A 17,597-nucleotide genomic window follows, 5' to 3' on the forward strand; every position below is an offset into this window, starting at 1 on the left:
GCTATATATCTAAAGTGCTCTATTCTAGCTGTAATATAAATTTACCTAGAGTGCATTCTTCAAAAATGTTTCACGTGAAACATTGGTAATAAGAACAAAGTGTAAAGCTTAAAATAAGCGAGATAAAATGATTTCAGAAATATATGATGTAATAGTAGTAGGTGCCGGACATGCAGGTTGTGAAGCTGCAGCTGCTGCCGCGAACCTGGGTTCAAAGACCCTACTCGTTACTATGAATATGCAGACCATCGGACAGATGAGTTGCAACCCGGCAATGGGTGGAATCGCAAAAGGACAGATCGTAAGAGAGATTGATGCAATGGGAGGATACTCCGGAATTGTAGCAGATAAATCAGCTATCCAATTCAAAATGCTGAATCTTTCAAAGGGTCCCGCAATGTGGTCTCCAAGAACCCAAAATGACAGAATGCTTTTCGCAGAAGAATGGCGGTTAGCATTAGAGAATACTCCAAATCTTGATTTCTTTCAGGATATGGTAAAACAACTTATTGTAGAAAACAATAAAGTAACGGGAGTGATTACTTCCTTAGGAATAGAAGTAAAAGGAAAATCTGTAGTCTTAACAAACGGAACATTTCTTAACGGATTAATTCACGTTGGTGATAAACAATTAGGCGGAGGAAGAATGGGAGAACCGAGAGCATTTGGTATTACCGAACAACTCGTCTCTTTAGGATTTGAAGCAGGAAGAATGAAGACCGGTACTCCACCGAGAGTAGATGGAAGAAGTTTGGATTATTCCAAAATGGAAGAACAGAAAGGAGATGAAAATCCTCAAAAATTCAGCTATCTTGATACCCCAAAATTAACAAAACAACTAAGCTGTCATATTGTATATACCAACGAAACAGTACATGATATTTTGCGTGAAGGTTTTGACAGGAGCCCAATGTTCAATGGTACGATTCAAAGTTTAGGTCCAAGATACTGTCCAAGTATTGAAGATAAAATCAACCGTTTTGCAGAAAGAAACAGACATCAGCTTTTTGTAGAACCTGAAGGATGGAAAACAGTAGAAATCTATGTAAATGGATTCAGCTCTTCCCTTCCTGAAGATGTACAGATTAAAGCGATGAAACATATTCCAGGATTCGAAAACGTAAAAGTATTCCGTCCGGGTTATGCTATTGAATATGACTACTTCCCTCCTACCCAATTGAAACATACTTTAGAAACAAAATTAATTGATAATTTATATTTCGCAGGACAGATCAATGGTACTACAGGATATGAAGAGGCAGCAGGTCAAGGTTTAATGGCAGGTATTAATGCACACAATAAAGTTCACGAAAAAGATGAATTCATCCTTAACAGAGATGAAGCTTATATTGGAGTATTAATAGATGATCTGATTACAAAAGGAACTGAAGAACCATACAGAATGTTTACTTCACGTGCCGAGTACAGACTTCTTTTGAGACAGGACAATGCAGATATCAGATTGACAGAAAAAGCATATCAATTAGGACTGGCAAAAGAAGAAAGATTAAAGAAAGTAGAAGCTAAAATTACTGACAGTCAATCACTTGAAGGATTTTTACGAGAAACTTCTTTAAAACCAGGAATGATCAACCCTATTCTGGAATCTATAGAAAGTAATCCTGTAGATCAGGCTTACAGAGCAGCTCAGATCCTTACAAGACCGAATATGACGCTACATAAAATGGATGAAATTGAAGCCATCAAGGAATTCTCTTCTCAATATAGCGACGAAGTAAGAGAACAGGCGGAGATCAATATCAAATACAAAGGATATATAGAAAAAGAAAAGGAGAATGTGGCAAAGCTAAACCGATTGGAAAACATTAAAATCCCTGAAGATTTTGATTATTCAAAGCTATCCAGCCTTTCTACAGAAGCCAAACAGAAGATGACCAACGTCCGCCCTAAGACTATAGCGCAAGCTGGAAGAATAAGCGGAGTATCTCCATCCGATATAAACGTTTTACTGGTGTATTTAGGACGTTAAAAAAATAAATGTTTCACGTGAAACATTTAAAAAGTTAAAGCTAAATTAAGGTATTTAAGAGCGTATTTCAGCTTTTAGATATCTTAATTTTCAAATATAAAGATAACGACTTCAATGAAAATAAAAGATCATTTTCTTTCACAGGAAATATTTGAAATTAAAGAAACACAAACCAAGGGAGTATTTAAAACCACCCCTATTCCATCCCATATTTCCAAATATTATGAAAGCGAAGATTATATCTCCCATCATCAGGATTCCGGAAGTCTGAAAGAAAAATTATATAAATTTCTTCAGTCTTTTAATCTTCAGTATAAAAAAAACATCCTCGTTGATAGAATCAAAAAAGGATCGAAAATATTGGATTACGGATGCGGTGCCGGAGAATTTGTAAAGTATGTAGAAAATGATTTTGAAACTTTCGGTTTCGAGCCTGATGCTGATGCAAGAAAAGCAGTAGAAAGTAAAATAACCAAAGCCAAAATTTTGGACGATATCCATACAATTGAAGATCGAAGCCTGGATGCAATTACATTATGGCATGTATTTGAGCATATAGAAAACCAGGATGAAATGCTGGATATATTTCACGGGAAATTAAAAGAAAAAGGTTTTTTAATAATTGCCGTTCCCAACCCTACTTCTTATGATGCAAAACATTATAAAGAATATTGGGCAGCTTATGATGTACCAAGACATATCTATCATTTTTCTAAAAATGGAATGGAAAATTTAATTTCAAAGAAATCAGATTGGAAAATGAGAAAAATAAAACCACTTGTCCTGGATTCATATTATATCTCCATGCTAAGCGAAAAATACAAAAAATCTTCGCTTTTTTGGCTAAAAGCAACGTTCTACGGAACAATTTCGAACATAAAAGCCCTTTTTACGAACGAATTTTCAAGTTTGATATACATTATCGAAAAAAAGTAGAAAATCGATTTTCAAGCTATTTATGAAGGTCAATTTTAAGCACTTTTACCTAAAAAATAAAAAACTCAGGAAAATTTCCTGAGTTTTTCAATTTATACCAATATCAGTTTATATTATGATTTTCAATTTTTAGTTCAAAAGAGATAAAAAATTTCATACCGTAAGACTTTTTAAAAATTCTTCGCTCTACTTTTAATTTCATAAATATTCAAGTTTTCCTTAAATGATCTAAAAAAAGATACTTACCTCTCTATTCAAAAAAAGACCGAAAGATATCTATCATGTTTTATAGGATTAACAATCAAATTACTTATAAAATTTACATTTCCTTAAATAATAAAAATTGTTGTGCTGCCCACGTTAAATTTCACATCTGAAATCCCACCCGCACAAAAGTATGAAAGTTCAGGAACCTAATACATCGGCTGAATAGTATACGCCCCTACTCTCTTCTAATTATTGGAAAGTACAAGGCTGATTAAAACTAATGATCCTCCATTGACAACAGGCAAAGGTATTTTTACCAATAAAACATATTGAGCTTATGGATCCGCTAAAAATACAGATAAAGGAGTACATTCAACTTTAGGTTAATTAGAAATATACAGAACATCATAGTACTCGATTGAAAATAGTATTTTTAATACCTCACCATTTTTATCAGAAATTGAAATATTGGTGATATTTCTTTTTTTCTTTTTGAACTCAGCTACAAAATTCATTCTCGTATAATTGTAAACTTGTTACTGGAGAATAAAGAATTACTCCCATGAATTATTATTTCCTCTGAACGATAAATAATTTCATCTTTTAGCACTCTACTATCAATCGGAAGTAAGAAAGTTCATCAATCCATCTGCTTACTTTTTGAAAGGTGACACTCTCCACTAAAGTTATCAATAAACTAACCGAGATTATCATTATGAGCAGAATTTCCTACTGTAAAAAATTCATTTATATACATCATACTATTTCAATTTGGTACTAAAAATGTATCTCCCGCTGCCGTCAAAAATTGACGTAAATAAAAATATAGCCAGAAAAAAATAATATAACACAAACATAATTTGCTTAAAAAAGCATGTAGAATAAAAGCAAATACTAATTTTAAGTTATAACTTTTCATTATAACTATAAGTAATATCTATTAGTCAATCCATGCAAAAAAGCTTTGATAAGAATAAAACAAACATTGAAAAAAAATAGCTTTTAAGCAGAATATTCAAGCAAATATACTCACTGGACAACAGTTTATTTACTATATATTTTATTATATTCACTAATTATAATAACATTCAATATATATTTAATATCCAATCAATTCAATTAGGTATTAACATAATCATAAAAATGAATCTTCATACATAGAAATAACGTAAAAAATATAACAAGCATTAAGATTTTTTACAAGCTCAATTGTACTAAAAACACGTTAAATAAATTGTTATTCTAGTCTTTCTTTGCTCATAAAAATAGCACTACATCCTAAAATTATAGAATCAAAAAAATAATTCGGACCCAAAAAAACCTGCTAATTCTATTAGCAGGTTTAGTATTTTAAAACTTAAATTAATTGTTAATTGCAGCTACGCCTGGAAGCTCAAGACCTTCAAGACTTTCAAGCATTGCTCCACCACCGGTAGAAACATAGCTTACTTTCTCACCGTACCCGAATTGTTTAACAAAAGCAACACTGTCACCTCCCCCAACTAAAGAAAAAGCACCAAGTCTTGTTGCTTCAGCAATACTGTCACCAAGTGCAATAGTTCCTCCGGCAAAGTTTGACATTTCAAAAACTCCAATTGGACCGTTCCAAAGAATAGTTCTTGAATTTAAAAGTACATCATTAAACTGATCTCTTGATTTATGGCCTGCATCAAGTCCCATCCATCCTTCCGGAATAGCATAAATATCAGCTTCCTTTCTTTCAGCATCATTGCTAAAACTCTCAGCGATAATAGCATCCGAAGGAAGATACACTTTTACCTTATGTTCTTTTGCTTTACCTAAAATTTCTAAAGCCAATGGAAGCTTATCTTCTTCTACTAAAGAATTACCTATTTTTCCTCCAAGAGCTTTAATAAAAGTAAATGCCATACCTCCACCGATAATCAAATTATCTACTGCAGGAAGAATATTTTCTATAATGGTGATTTTAGTTGAAACTTTAGAACCTCCTAAAATAGCAGTTACAGGTCTCTCACCATTTTTTAATACCTTATCAATTGCTTTAAGCTCATTAGCCATCAACAAACCGAAGAATTTAGTCGAAGGAAAGAATTTTGCAATTACAGCAGTAGAAGCATGAGCTCTATGTGCCGTTCCAAAAGCATCATTTACAAAAGCATCCCCTAATTTTGAAAGTTGCTCAGCAAAACCTTCATCCCCTTTTTCCTCTTCATTATGAAAACGTACATTTTCTAATAATAAGATCTCCCCAGGTCTCAATTCTGAAGCTGCTTTTTCTGCTTTCTCACCAATAGATTCATCAACAAATTTAACTTCCTGCCCAAGAACATTGGAAATTTCACCTACAATATGCTTTAGAGAAAACTCATCTTTCACCTCTCCTTTAGGTCTTCCAAGATGTGTGATCAAGATGACAGATCCGCCATCATTAAGAATCTTCTCTACTGTCGGTTTCACCGCAACAATTCTTGTGTTATCTGTTACCTGAAGCTGGTCATCCTGTGGAACATTGAAATCCACTCTTACCAGTGCCTTCTTATCTTTAAAATTGAAATCATTGATTGTTTTCATAAATATCGTTGAATTTTCGTTTCACAAATGTAAGGTTTTAAACTTTTTCAACAGATCCATTGAAATAAAAGTTTTCAAAAACTTTCCCCATCCCCATTCACTCACTAATCAACAATTTTTTCTCTTATAAAGAAAAGAATAATGTAGTTGTTGTTGAGTGTTGTTAGTTTCGGGGATAAGTTTTAGGCTAAAAGTTTATAACAAATAGCTTTTGTTAAATTCATATTTAATTCACATTATAAATCATTGTAAACCTGCTTATTCTGGTACTTATTAACAGATGTTGATAACTTTGGTAAATATCAATTATTAGTAATTTTTTTATGGAAAAAGTTTGGATTAACTGAAGAAAACAATCGGAAAGTTGTGGTTGAAATTTCCGGAAAGGTTTTCTATTACGAAATAAATTCATCTTTAAAAATAGAAAGTTGATGAAAGTTTTCCACACTTATTAACATACCTTTTCACAATTAATCCCCGGTTTACTAACACTATTTGTTATTATTCTTACCTTTGTAAGGAAATAGAATCTAATAAAGCTTAATACAAGTACTATGAAAAGAAAAATTGCTATTGCAGCAGACCATGCAGGCTATGAATATAAGGAGATTGTTAAGAACTATCTCTCAGAACGGTTTGAAGTTCAGGATTTTGGCACGTTTTCCACAAACAGTGTGGATTATCCGGACTTTGTACATCCTGCAGCCACCTCTGTAGAAAATGGGGAAAATGAATTGGGAATTTTGATCTGTGGAAGCGGAAATGGAGTTCAGATCACTGCAAACAAACACCAGAAGATCAGATGTGCACTTTGCTGGATGCCGGAGATTGCAACACTGGCAAGACAGCATAATGATGCTAATATGATATCCATGCCGGCAAGGTTTATATCCAAAGAAGTGGCTATTGATATCGTAGAAAAATTTCTTACAACAGATTTTGAAGGTGGAAGACACCAAAATAGAGTTGATAAAATAGCAGTTTGCTAAGTATACTGAGGCTTGTAAATTCATTTGCAAGCCTTATTTATTTTTTATTCGTACATTTGCAATGTTCAATAGAAATTACATTCTATTATTCTTCGGAACCTTTTTTGATATATAAAAAGATATTTAGCAAAAGGTTTTCTCTTTTCTTCTCCATATTTGTATTAAATTTATACAAAACTAAAAATCCCGTTATAACTGATTTAAAAAGGAAATTACTGTTGATTGGCTAAAAGAAATTGAATAGTAAAATTAACTACCTTTATATTAAGTATAGTGGAAATTTAGAAAAAGGTTTTAATTGAATTAAAGCCATGAACAATTAAAAAAAATTAAAATGCCAAAAAAAGGAAAATATATAAGTCATAAAAATGATTTGAAAATGATGGAAATCGGGAGACTGATCCTTCGTTTTATGAATGCTAATGCATCAAAAATTTATAATTATAAACAGATTGCTGACGGGATAGATTATAAAAACCCGAGACAGCGTGAACTTGTCATTCAGGCACTCCATAAACTTCAGGCATCGGAAAAGATTCAGGAAGTGGAAAAAGGTAAATATATTGTGAATTTGAAAATTGCAGGAACAATGTCCGGAATTATCGATTTCAACCAAAGTGGAAATGCCTATGTAAGTGTAGAAGGCGTGGAGGATGATATTTTTGTTCATGCCAAAAATGTGAAAGATGCTTTGCAGGGTGATAAAGTTCTTATTATAACTTACCATTATAAAGGAAAGAAACTGGAAGGTTCTGTATTGGAAGTTCTGGAAAGAAACAGAACAGAATTTGTAGGAACTTTTCAAAAGGTGGCCCATAAAGATTTTGGATTTGTAGTCTGTGATAAAAAATCTATCAATACCGATATTTTTATCCCGAAAACAAAATTCAATGATGCCCAGGATGGAGATAAGGTTGTTGTTAAAATGACCGAATGGAAACCTGGAGATAAAAATCCTGAAGGTGAAATCATTCAGGTATTGGGTGCTCCTGGAGAACATGAGACAGAGATCCATTCTATTCTTGCAGAATACGGACTTCCATATGAATTTGCACCGGAAGTTGAAGCCGATGCAGATAAGATTGACAGAAGTATTACGGATGAAGAGGTTTCAAAGCGTTGGGATATGCGTGATATCTGTACTTTTACTATTGACCCCAAAGATGCTAAAGACTTTGATGATGCTTTATCCATAAGAAAGTTAGAAAATGGAAATTGGGAAATTGGAGTTCATATTGCGGATGTATCCCATTATGTAGTTCCGGGAACTATTCTGGATGATGAAGCTTATAAAAGGGCGACCTCTGTTTATTTAGTAGACAGAGTTGTTCCGATGTTGCCTGAAGTATTAAGTAATGATGTTTGTTCCCTTCGTCCCAACGAAGATAAATATACATTCTCAGCCGTTTTTGAATTGAATGATCAGGCGGAAATCCAAAAGCAGTGGTTTGGAAGAACGGTTATCCATTCAGACAGGAGATTCACCTATGAAGAAGCTCAGGAACGTATAGAAACAGGCGAAGGTGATCTGGCAGAAGAGATAAATACCCTGGATAAACTTGCAAAGATTCTGCGTAATGAGCGTATCAGAAATGGAGCTATTACATTTGACAGAAGTGAAGTAAGATTCAACCTGGATGAAAATAATGAACCGGTTGGAGTTTATTTTAAAATAAGTAAAGATTCCAATCACCTGATTGAAGAATTTATGCTTTTAGCCAATAAAAAAGTATCTGAATTTGTTTCATTGACAAATAAAGGTGAAATCACCAACAATACATTTATTTACAGGATCCATGATGATCCGGATCCTGCAAAACTGGAAGCATTGAGAGATTTTGTATCTACTTTCGGGTATACAATGAATCTTGCCAATACTAAAAAAGTAGCAGAATCCTTGAATAAATTACTTCATGATGTCAAAGGAAAAGGCGAAGAAAATATGATTGAAACGCTGGCTATGAGAAGTATGACTAAGGCGGTATATTCTACAGATCCTATTGGACATTATGGTCTTGGCTTTGAGTATTACAGCCACTTCACCTCTCCTATCCGTCGTTATCCGGATTTGATTGCTCACCGTCTTCTTCAGCACTATCTGGATGGAGGAAAATCGCCAAACAGACCGGAGCTGGAAGAAAAAGCGAAACACTGCAGTTCAATGGAAAGATTGGCGGCTGATGCGGAAAGAGATTCTATCAAATTTATGCAGGTGAAGTTTATGGAAAAACACCTTGGAGAAACATTTACAGGAGTGATTTCCGGAGTTGCTGAATTTGGTTTCTGGGTTGAAATACCTGAAAACGGTGCCGAAGGATTAATCAAACTAAGAGACCTTGTGGATGATTCTTATTCATACGATGCAAAAACACATGCTGTATATGGAGTAAGACACGGAAATCGATATCAGTTGGGAGATGAACTTCGCATTAAGGTTGTGAAAGCCAATCTTATTCAAAAACAACTAGACTTTCAAGTCGTTTAAAATAATAATAAAGGAGAGGCTGTTCTGTACAAGAGCAGCCTCTTTTTTTATACAATTTTTCAGATAGGGTTGATTTTTTTCTTGCCCCTTCTCTCCGGACTTCAGTAAGATTTTCCCTCTTGTTTCCAATTTCTTTTCTTAAAAATAGCGTGTCTTAAACTTGCCGTAATTAGAGTTGATATATAACAACTTTATTGAATAATTAAATCATAAAGTCTAACTTTGTATAAAACGGAATGAAAATCTTTTTCATTTTAAATCATATTAAATGTTTGAACTTGTACTATCTGCCGTTATATTAGGATTCATGCTGAGTCTGGTTTTTATAGGGCCTATATTTTTTCTCTTAATTGAAACCAGCTTTTCCAGAGGCCCCAAACATGCTTTGGCTTTAGATCTGGGAGTAATCAGTGCGGATCTATTATGTATTGTTGCGGCATATTATGCCAGTTCGGATATTGTCACTTTAATTGATAAACATCCCGGGTTCTACAGAATAACTTCTATCCTTATTTTTGTGTATGGAATTGTGATGCTGGTTACCAAAACCAAAATGCATATGCCCGGAGAGGAAAAAATTATCGGACAAAATTATTTTAAAACTTTTTTTAATGGTTTTTTCTTTAATCTTTTAAATGTAGGAGTCATCCTTTTCTGGCTGGTAACGGTAATTTCTGTGAGAAATCAATATCCTAACACCAGTAGTTTTATTTTATATATAGGCATTGTACTCGCAACATATCTTTCCATTGATCTGGCCAAAATATTTCTTGCCAAGCAATTTCACGATAAACTTACCCAGAAACTGGCTAATAAAATCAGAAGAGTTGTTGGGGTAATTCTTATTGTTTTCAGTTTCTTTATCTTCCTCCAAAGTTTTAAAAAGTTTAATCAGTTTGACAGACAGTTAGAAGAAGCTGAAAAGAAAGAAGTCAAATATCAAAAAACAGAATGAAAAAAAATATCTTTCCACAACCCCTTAAAAAAGGGGCTAAAATAGCTGTTATTTCCCCTGCGGGAGCTGTAGATGTATCCCAGCTGGAAAAGGGAATAAAAATGATTAAAAATAAGGGATTTGAACCTGTTTTAGGACAACATCTTTACACTAAATTTTCAAATGGGTATAATTATGCCGGAACAGAGCAGGAAAGAATACAGGATATCAACTGGGCTTTAAACGATAAAGAAGTTGGTGCTATATGGGCTTCCAGAGGAGGCTATGGCTGCCAGCATCTGATTCAGCATCTGAAATTGAAAAACTTCACCAAAAATCCGAAATGGTATATCGGGTATTCTGATAATACGGTGATCCAAAGTTACCTGCTGAAGAAGGGATTTGTTTCCATTCATGGGCAGACGATCAAAACATCAAGCTTTGGAGTAACGGAAGAAAGTTATGATATGATCTTTGATATCTTAAAGGGAAAAGCCCCAAAATACAACCTTAATGCTCATGCATTGAATAAGAAAGGAAATATAGAAGGCGAAGTTGTGGGTGGAAATTTAGCCCTGATTTACGCTCTCTTGGGAACCCGGTATTCCTTTGAATTTAAAGATAAAATTTTATTCATTGAAGATATCGGAGAAAACTTTTATGCTTTAGACCGGATGATTATGAGCCTTGAACTGGCCGGGGTTTTTAATAAAATTAAAGGGCTTATTGTAGGAGGAATGACCAATATGGGTGATGAAAAAGATAATAAAAGTTATGAGGAGAGTTTTGATGAATTTGCTTACCAACTGATTTCAGAAAGACTTTCAAAGTATAAATTCCCTGTAGTTTTTGGTTTCCCAAACGGACACATTAAAGACAACAGACCTCTTTTAATTGGAGGAACTGCTACAATAAAAATGGAGACTAAAGTGAAAATTGAATTCTAAAATATCCCTGATTCTCAAATCCAGACTATGGCTAACCATAATGATTTTGGCAAAATAGCAGAAGACATGGCCGCTGATTATCTTCAGAAAAACGGCTATACTATTCTTGCCCGGAATTTTCGTTTTCAAAAAGCGGAGATTGATATTATTGCTGAGAAAGAAGATGTAATCATTATTGTAGAAGTAAAAGCAAGGTCTACTGATGCTTTTATGCTTCCTCAGGAAGCCGTTACCAAGGCAAAAATAAAGTCAATTGTCTCTGCAGCTAACCATTATTTAGAGGAAACAGATAAAAAGAATGAGGTAAGATTTGATATTATTTCAGTTCTTCCTGATGAAAAAAGAAAATTAAGTATTGACCATATAATCGACGCTTTTCAGGCGTTGGATGCCAATTGATCAATACGTGTTTCAGCATATAAATGAATCATCCAATATCAAAAAATCAAGTATTGAAAGACTATTATAGTTGGACACTTTTACATTAAAATTTTAATTGTATGAAAACAATAGTAATAACCGGGGCTACTTCCGGTATAGGAAAATCCACAGCACAACTTTTGGCAAAACAAGGTAACAGAATAATCATTTGCGGGAGAAGAAATGAAGCATTAGAATCTTTAAAAACAGAATTATCTGAATTTACCGAAATATTTAGTTTAATATTTGATGTTAGAAACCTTGAAGAAGTTGAAGCAGCCATTAACTCCCTTCCTGAGAATTGGAAAGATATTGATGTTCTGATTAATAATGCCGGGAATGCGCATGGATTAGATCCTCTTTCTGCCGGTAAGACTGATGACTGGGATTCTATGATCGACGGAAATGTAAAGGGATTACTCTATGTTTCTAAAATGATCATCCCAATTATGAAAACTAAAAACTTAGGTCATATTATCAATATAAGTTCTGTGGCAGCAAGACAAACTTATGCCAATGGAGTTGTTTACTGCGCTACCAAAAAGGCTGTCGATGTGATTTCTGAAGGCATGAGATTAGAGCTTACAGAGTTTGGAATTAAAGTGACCAATATTCAGCCGGGAGCTGTGGAAACTGATTTTTCTTTAGTGAGGTTTAAAGGAGACAGTGAAAAAGCTTCAACGGTATACGCCGGATATGAACCGTTAAAAGCAGAAGATATTGCAGATGCTATCGCTTATTGTATAAATGCCCCCAAGCATGTTACTGTTTCTGATATGACCATTTATCCTAGTGCTCAGGCAGAACCAAGAACCATCTACAGAAAATAGTCTCAAAATAAAGGCGTAAATTTGCAGCATATTTAAAAAGCAATTTTGCGGTTTAGTTTAAAATAAGAAAATGAAAATTTTATATCTTGAAACCTCTTCTAAAAACTGTTCTGTAGCAATTTCAGACAATGAAAAACTATTGTGCCTTTCCGAAGAAGTTTCAGAAAACTATAAACAGTCTGAAAGCCTGCACACATTTGTAGAATGGGCATTGGAGGGAGCGGGAATTTCGGTGAAAGATATTGAGGCCGTTTCACTGGGAAAAGGACCGGGATCTTATACCGGGTTAAGAATTGGCGCGGCTTCGGCAAAAGGATTCTGCTACGGATTGAACATCCCATTGGTTGCCGTAAATTCTATGGAAAGCATGATAGAACCCTTTTTAGGGCCTAACTATGATTTTGTAGTGTCATTAGTCGACGCAAGAAGAATGGAGGTTTATACGGCCGTTTATGACGGTCTGACGGGAATTGAACTCAGCAATACAGAAGCTAAGATTTTAGATGAAACCTCTTTTGAAGAGTTTAAAGATAAGAAAGTGATATTTGTAGGAGACGGAGCGAAGAAAGCAAAAGAGATTCTAAATCTTCCCCAGGCGGATTTTAGAGAAGATGTCTACCCTTCTGCTCAATATCTTATCAAAAAATCATTAGAAAAAATAGAACATAAAGACTTTGAAGATATTGCTTACTTTGAGCCTTTTTATTTAAAAGATTTCCACGGAGTGAAGAAAAAGAAATCCTCAGATTCTATATGATCATAAAAAATAGGCTATTACATATAAAAAGCGAAGAGTTAATCTTCGCTTTTTTATTTTATTGAGGCCTTTTAGGAATGGTGGATTCCGTGGGCTGCTGTGTGGCTCTTTTCTTTTTTTGCTGGCTGTCACCGCCGGGCTTTTTTGTAGAAGGAGCTATCTCTAAGCTCTCTAAATTGTTGTTGTTGAGGTCAGCTTTCTGTAACCCGTCCTGTACAGGTTCGGAGTTGTTATTAGGTTGAACAGGGGCTCCGGGCTGCTTAGGAACAGAATTTCCTTTATTATCCGTTGCCTGGAAGCTAAGGTCACTTTTCAGGTAATTCAGCATTTCTTTAGCTCTCACTCCTTCCGGAGTTTTAGAATAGTTCAGTGCTATCTGCTCGAGCTGCAGGATCATTACCTCTTTTCCACTGGATTTTCCTGCATTAAAGGCATTGAGTAAATAGAGTTTAGGCACTAAAGCATCTTTTGGAAACTTTTGGATCGTCTGGTCAATGACATTCTTACTATCATCAAACTTCTCCGATTCAAATAAAGCATATGCCTTTTTATATTCATTCTCAACATCTTCCGTAGATTTTACAAATGAAACGTTTTTAGGGTTTCTTGCAAATTCAGCATATGAAGTATAAGGATAATCCTTTAAAAGAATCTGTTTCGCCCTGTCTGATATCTGAGGATTTTTCTCATAATTCATTGCAAAAATCTCATATAATGCCTGAAGCATTACTTTTTCTTCGGGCTTTACATCTACAAGATCATACAGCGTTTTAGTAGCTAAAGGAGTATTAGTAAAATAATTCTGATACATAATTCCCAGGCCTAAAGAAGCTGTATCTCTGTCCTTTTTCAGCTGGGACAGTTTACCCTGGTCTGTTGGGATCTGCTCAATATAATAAGCCGGTTCAAAACGTCTTGGGTTAGGGGCAGCGGATACTCCTAACGCTTCATTCTTCATATCTTCAATAGAAACCATCTTTTTTGAAAAACGCCAGTTATCAGCAAGAGCTCTGTCTCCCCAAACCTGTTTAAAGGATGATGTTCCTTTGCTTACAGTTCCCGTATTACTGAAATAAAAACCTTTTGTAGTAACTCCAAAGTCTTCAAAAGCATTGACGTCATTGGCGAAAATAGAATTGGCATTATAGTCGCCGGTATCAAAACCTTTGCTTCTTTCTGCACGTCTTCTCTCCTGCTCTTCTTTTTCTTCTTTAACTTTTAGCTTAGCAATATACTTGGAAAAAAAGTCGGTTTTCTGTCCCTCATCCATCTTGGCAAGCGAAAGAATGCTGTCATTTTTTTTAATCAGGTAGTAATTTTTAGAGATTTTTTTAATGTACTCAGACTGATCTTTCAGCAACACCTTGGAAGGCTCATAAGTCATTACAACAAGTGCTGAATCATAGTAACTTCCGGCACCGATATAGTCGTTTTTTTCAAGATAACTCTTCCCTATTTCGTAGTATGCCAAACCTCTGATTTGAGGGTCGGAAACCTTTTCAAATAAGGATTTTCTGAAAAACTGCTGGGCTTCGTCTTTTTTTCCAGCCTTATTGGCCATCAAGCCTAAAGCATAGTAAAATTCATTCTTTCGGGAACCATAGGTCCCTTTTTTACTGATGCTTTCCAGATAATTTTTTGCACCATTGTAGTCTCCTTTTCCATTAAATGTTTTGGCAATAGCAATCTGAGATTTTACTTCAAATTCAAAATCATTGGCATATTTATAGGCTGCAGCATAGCTGTCTCTTGCCTTTTCATTTTGTCCGAGATTTTCCTGTACCTGCCCTCTGAGATAAGCAATTCTGCTCTTAAGTTTTCTGTTACCATTCAGTTCGAATGCTTCATCCAGCTCCTTGGCAGCTTCTTCTTTCTTCCCCGCATCCAGCAGAGACTCAGCATAATAAATGCTCAGGAGTTTTGCATAGGTCTTATTGAGCTTCTCCCCTTTCAGCTTGGCAAAAGTTTCATGAGCTCTGTGATAATCTTTGATGTTGTCATAAGCTAATCCCTGATAAATTCTTGCCAAAGGCAGCCTTTTATCATCTTTCATATGTGTGAAAACATAATTCAGGGCATCCAGAGCTTCCAAAGGCTTATTTTGATAAATTCTGGATTGCGCCAGGATCATATATGCCTCAAAAATTTGTTTATTCTTCTCTTCCCCATTTCTGGTCACTGAATATTTATTGATGGCCTTCAGTGCTTTAGCTTCAGCAATTTCCAAAGTTGTAGCCCCTTTATTTTGACCGTCATCCTGATTATCCTGGGTATTACCAGGCATATTTCCCTGCATTCCCGGGACATTCGGGATACCGGAACTATTTCTTCCCGATGGCTTTGAGTTCGCTACTTCAGCCATTTTCATGGAATTTTCTGCAAATGCTGCAGACTGGCCCAGATCACTCCCCAAAGGCTGTTCTTCATAAGTAAGAATAGGAATATAAGGAGCATAAAAATTATCTTTATGTCCCTTATCTCTGGTTGTAAATTCACTGTTTAATGCATCCTTCGCATTAAAAAGGGTGTTATAGTATGTGGAAAAGCCTTTCAATAGCTTAGACCGCTGCTCTGGCTTTTTTGTCTTGGTAGCACATGAAGCAACGATACACATTACTAAAAGGAACAATATATTCTTTTTCATTATTCAATATAACTAGCTAATCTGCTTTTTATTATCAGCAGTTTGATGATTTTGTAAAAATAATAAAATTTTATAATGAATAATATTTATATTTCGTTCAAAATTTTGTAAACCAAATGAGTAGGTAGCCCCATAATAGTATAAAAGCTTCCGGTCATACTTTTAATCTTAGCCATACCCAGCCATTCCTGAATACCATAGCTTCCGGCTTTATCAAAAGGTTTGTATTCCCGAACATAATAATCTATTTCCTCATCGGTAATCTCATCAAACGTTACATCAGCTACATCGGTCTCTGTAATGGACTTATCAGCGGTTTTCACCGTAATTCCCGTATAAACCTGATGTGTTTTTCCGGAAAGCTGGCGAAGCATCTTCCGGGCATCGTCTTCATTGGCCGGTTTGCCAAGGATTTGATGGTCAATAGCTACTACCGTGTCAGAGGTTAATAAAACCTCGTCATCGATAAGGTTTCTGAAGGTATCTGCTTTTAACAGAGATAAATAAGCCGCGGCTTCCTCTATTTTTATATGGTCAGGAAGGATTTCTTCACAATCGGTTTTTACCACTTCAAATTCAAAGCCAAGGCTGGAAAGAAGTTCCTTTCTTCTCGGGGATTGAGATGCTAAAAGTAATTTCATAAATATTATACAGATTGAGTATTATCATCATGCCAGTTTCCCTGAACTTTCATTACCTGCTCTATGACGTCTCGCACAGCACCACTCCCCCCTTTTTGCGGGGAAATATAACTGGAAATTCCTTTTACTTCAGGAACTGCATTCTCAGGACATGCTGCTATCGCGGAGTTTTCCATGATATGAATATCCGGAAGATCATCTCCCATAGTCAGGATTTCCTCATTTTTAAGATTGTATTTCTTTTTAAAATCTTCAAAATCAGATAATTTATTATGGGATTTTGGATAATAATCCTGAATTCCAAGATAATTGATTCTATGTTTTACCATTTCATCATTTCCACCGGTGATGACCCCAATTAAATAATTGTTTTTTAAAGCTTTAACGACTGCATAACCATCCAGCACATTCATTACCCTACACATATTCCCTCCGGGAAGAAGATAAACACTGCCATCTGTAAAAACACCGTCAACATCAAATACAAATGCTTTTATATCTTTTAATTTCTCTTTATAACTCATACATTTTTTGAATAGAATGATTCATTGTTTTATAAATTTCAAGACTTTCGTCTTTTAATAGCTGTTCGTGCAGCTGTAAAATTCTTACATCATTTCTTACCGCAGGGCCTGTCTGTGCCATTTTAGGCTCTATCTCATAGATTTTTTGGACCGTTTCATCAATTAAAGGCAAGAAATAATCAAAAGGAATCTCCTGAGAATCTGAAATTTCTTTTGCTCTTGAAAAAAGATGATTCACAAAGTTACAGGCAAAAACGGCTGTCAGGTGAATATATTTTCTTTTTTCATGAGTGCTTTCCATTACATTTTTAGAGACCACAGAAGCAAGATCAGAAAGAAGTTTTTGATCCTCTTTATTTTCAGTTTCTATAAAAAACGGAATCTTTTGATATTCCAGATTTTTAGATTTTGAAAAAGTCTGCAATGGATAAAAACTGGCCTTCCGGTATTCCCCTGAAAGGATTTCTTTAGGAAGGGATCCTGAAGTATGGGCCACCAGACTGTTTTTCTTAGTGATGATCTTGGAAACGTCTTCTACAGAATGATCACTTACACAGATCAAATACAGATCTGCATCCTTCAAATGTTCTGTAGAATAAGGAAGATTCAGTTCTTCAGCTATTTTCTTTAATTCATTTTCGTTTCTGCCAAAAATCTGGACCAAAGGAATACCTTTCAGACTGAAAGCCTTTGCCATATGATAAGCAACATTTCCGGAACCGATAATTACAATTTGCATA

General features: G+C 34.9%; 14 protein-coding genes. 9 read left to right on the forward strand and 5 right to left on the reverse strand.

The window, feature by feature from the left end; translation table 11 throughout:
* Window positions 1-127: 127 nt before the first annotated feature.
* The gene (mnmG, locus tag MP477_RS05290) at window positions 128-1,990 is read left to right on the forward strand and encodes a tRNA uridine-5-carboxymethylaminomethyl(34) synthesis enzyme MnmG (protein ID WP_257189468.1); all 1,863 of its coding nucleotides are present in this window, start codon (window positions 128-130) and stop codon (window positions 1,988-1,990) included.
* 114 nt (window positions 1,991-2,104) lie between these two features.
* Window positions 2,105-2,926, forward strand: coding sequence for a class I SAM-dependent methyltransferase (locus MP477_RS05295; RefSeq protein ID WP_257189469.1), 822 nt, complete (start codon window positions 2,105-2,107; stop codon window positions 2,924-2,926).
* A 1,569-nt stretch (window positions 2,927-4,495) separates the two neighbouring features.
* On the opposite strand, the gene pgk is transcribed toward MP477_RS05295, so the two are convergent.
* Window positions 4,496-5,686, reverse strand: coding sequence for a phosphoglycerate kinase (gene pgk / locus MP477_RS05300; RefSeq protein ID WP_257189470.1), 1,191 nt, complete (start codon window positions 5,684-5,686; stop codon window positions 4,496-4,498).
* 554 nt (window positions 5,687-6,240) lie between these two features.
* On the opposite strand from pgk, the gene rpiB reads away from it, so the two are divergent.
* The 7 genes from rpiB (at window position 6,241) to tsaB (ending at window position 13,048) form a co-directional block, all read left to right on the forward strand.
* Window positions 6,241-6,675, forward strand: a complete 435-nt coding sequence (rpiB, locus tag MP477_RS05305; RefSeq protein WP_230033127.1) for a ribose 5-phosphate isomerase B — start codon at window positions 6,241-6,243, stop codon at window positions 6,673-6,675.
* A 334-nt stretch (window positions 6,676-7,009) separates the two neighbouring features.
* Window positions 7,010-9,160, forward strand: coding sequence for a ribonuclease R (gene rnr / locus MP477_RS05310; protein ID WP_257189471.1), 2,151 nt, complete (start codon window positions 7,010-7,012; stop codon window positions 9,158-9,160).
* 268 nt (window positions 9,161-9,428) lie between these two features.
* A complete protein-coding gene (locus tag MP477_RS05315; protein ID WP_230033116.1) occupies window positions 9,429-10,115 on the forward strand; it encodes a LysE family translocator in 687 nt (228 codons plus the stop codon).
* A complete protein-coding gene (locus MP477_RS05320) occupies window positions 10,112-11,041 on the forward strand; it encodes an LD-carboxypeptidase (RefSeq protein ID WP_257189473.1) in 930 nt (309 codons plus the stop codon). The genes MP477_RS05315 and MP477_RS05320 overlap by 4 nt, the downstream gene beginning before the upstream one ends.
* A gap of 27 nt (window positions 11,042-11,068) precedes the next feature.
* Window positions 11,069-11,440, forward strand: a complete 372-nt coding sequence (locus tag MP477_RS05325; protein ID WP_257189474.1) for a YraN family protein — start codon at window positions 11,069-11,071, stop codon at window positions 11,438-11,440.
* Between the two features lie 101 nt (window positions 11,441-11,541).
* Window positions 11,542-12,291 (forward strand): SDR family NAD(P)-dependent oxidoreductase, encoded by a 750-nt coding sequence (locus tag MP477_RS05330; protein ID WP_257189475.1) that lies wholly within the window; start codon window positions 11,542-11,544, stop codon window positions 12,289-12,291.
* 70 nt (window positions 12,292-12,361) lie between these two features.
* Window positions 12,362-13,048, forward strand: a complete 687-nt coding sequence (gene tsaB, locus MP477_RS05335; RefSeq protein WP_257189476.1) for a tRNA (adenosine(37)-N6)-threonylcarbamoyltransferase complex dimerization subunit type 1 TsaB — start codon at window positions 12,362-12,364, stop codon at window positions 13,046-13,048.
* A 58-nt stretch (window positions 13,049-13,106) separates the two neighbouring features.
* On the opposite strand, the gene MP477_RS05340 is transcribed toward tsaB, so the two are convergent.
* The 4 genes from MP477_RS05340 to MP477_RS05355 form a co-directional block, all read right to left on the reverse strand.
* Window positions 13,107-15,692: a lipopolysaccharide assembly protein LapB gene (locus MP477_RS05340; protein ID WP_257189477.1), complete on the reverse strand. Its 2,586-nt coding sequence runs from the start codon at window positions 15,690-15,692 to the stop codon at window positions 13,107-13,109.
* Window positions 15,693-15,778: 86 nt separating this feature from the next.
* The gene (locus tag MP477_RS05345; protein WP_230033101.1) at window positions 15,779-16,333 is read right to left on the reverse strand and encodes a nucleoside triphosphate pyrophosphatase; all 555 of its coding nucleotides are present in this window, start codon (window positions 16,331-16,333) and stop codon (window positions 15,779-15,781) included.
* A 5-nt stretch (window positions 16,334-16,338) separates the two neighbouring features.
* On the reverse strand, window positions 16,339-16,857 hold the full coding sequence (locus tag MP477_RS05350) for an HAD family hydrolase (protein ID WP_230033100.1): 519 nt from the start codon (window positions 16,855-16,857) through the stop codon (window positions 16,339-16,341).
* Window positions 16,847-17,596: a Rossmann-like and DUF2520 domain-containing protein gene (locus MP477_RS05355; RefSeq protein WP_257189478.1), complete on the reverse strand. Its 750-nt coding sequence runs from the start codon at window positions 17,594-17,596 to the stop codon at window positions 16,847-16,849. The genes MP477_RS05350 and MP477_RS05355 overlap by 11 nt, the downstream gene beginning before the upstream one ends.
* Window position 17,597 lies beyond the last annotated feature (1 nt).

It is taken from the genome of Chryseobacterium sp. WG23 (genome assembly GCF_024586575.1).
GTDB lineage: Bacteria > Bacteroidota > Bacteroidia > Flavobacteriales > Weeksellaceae > Chryseobacterium.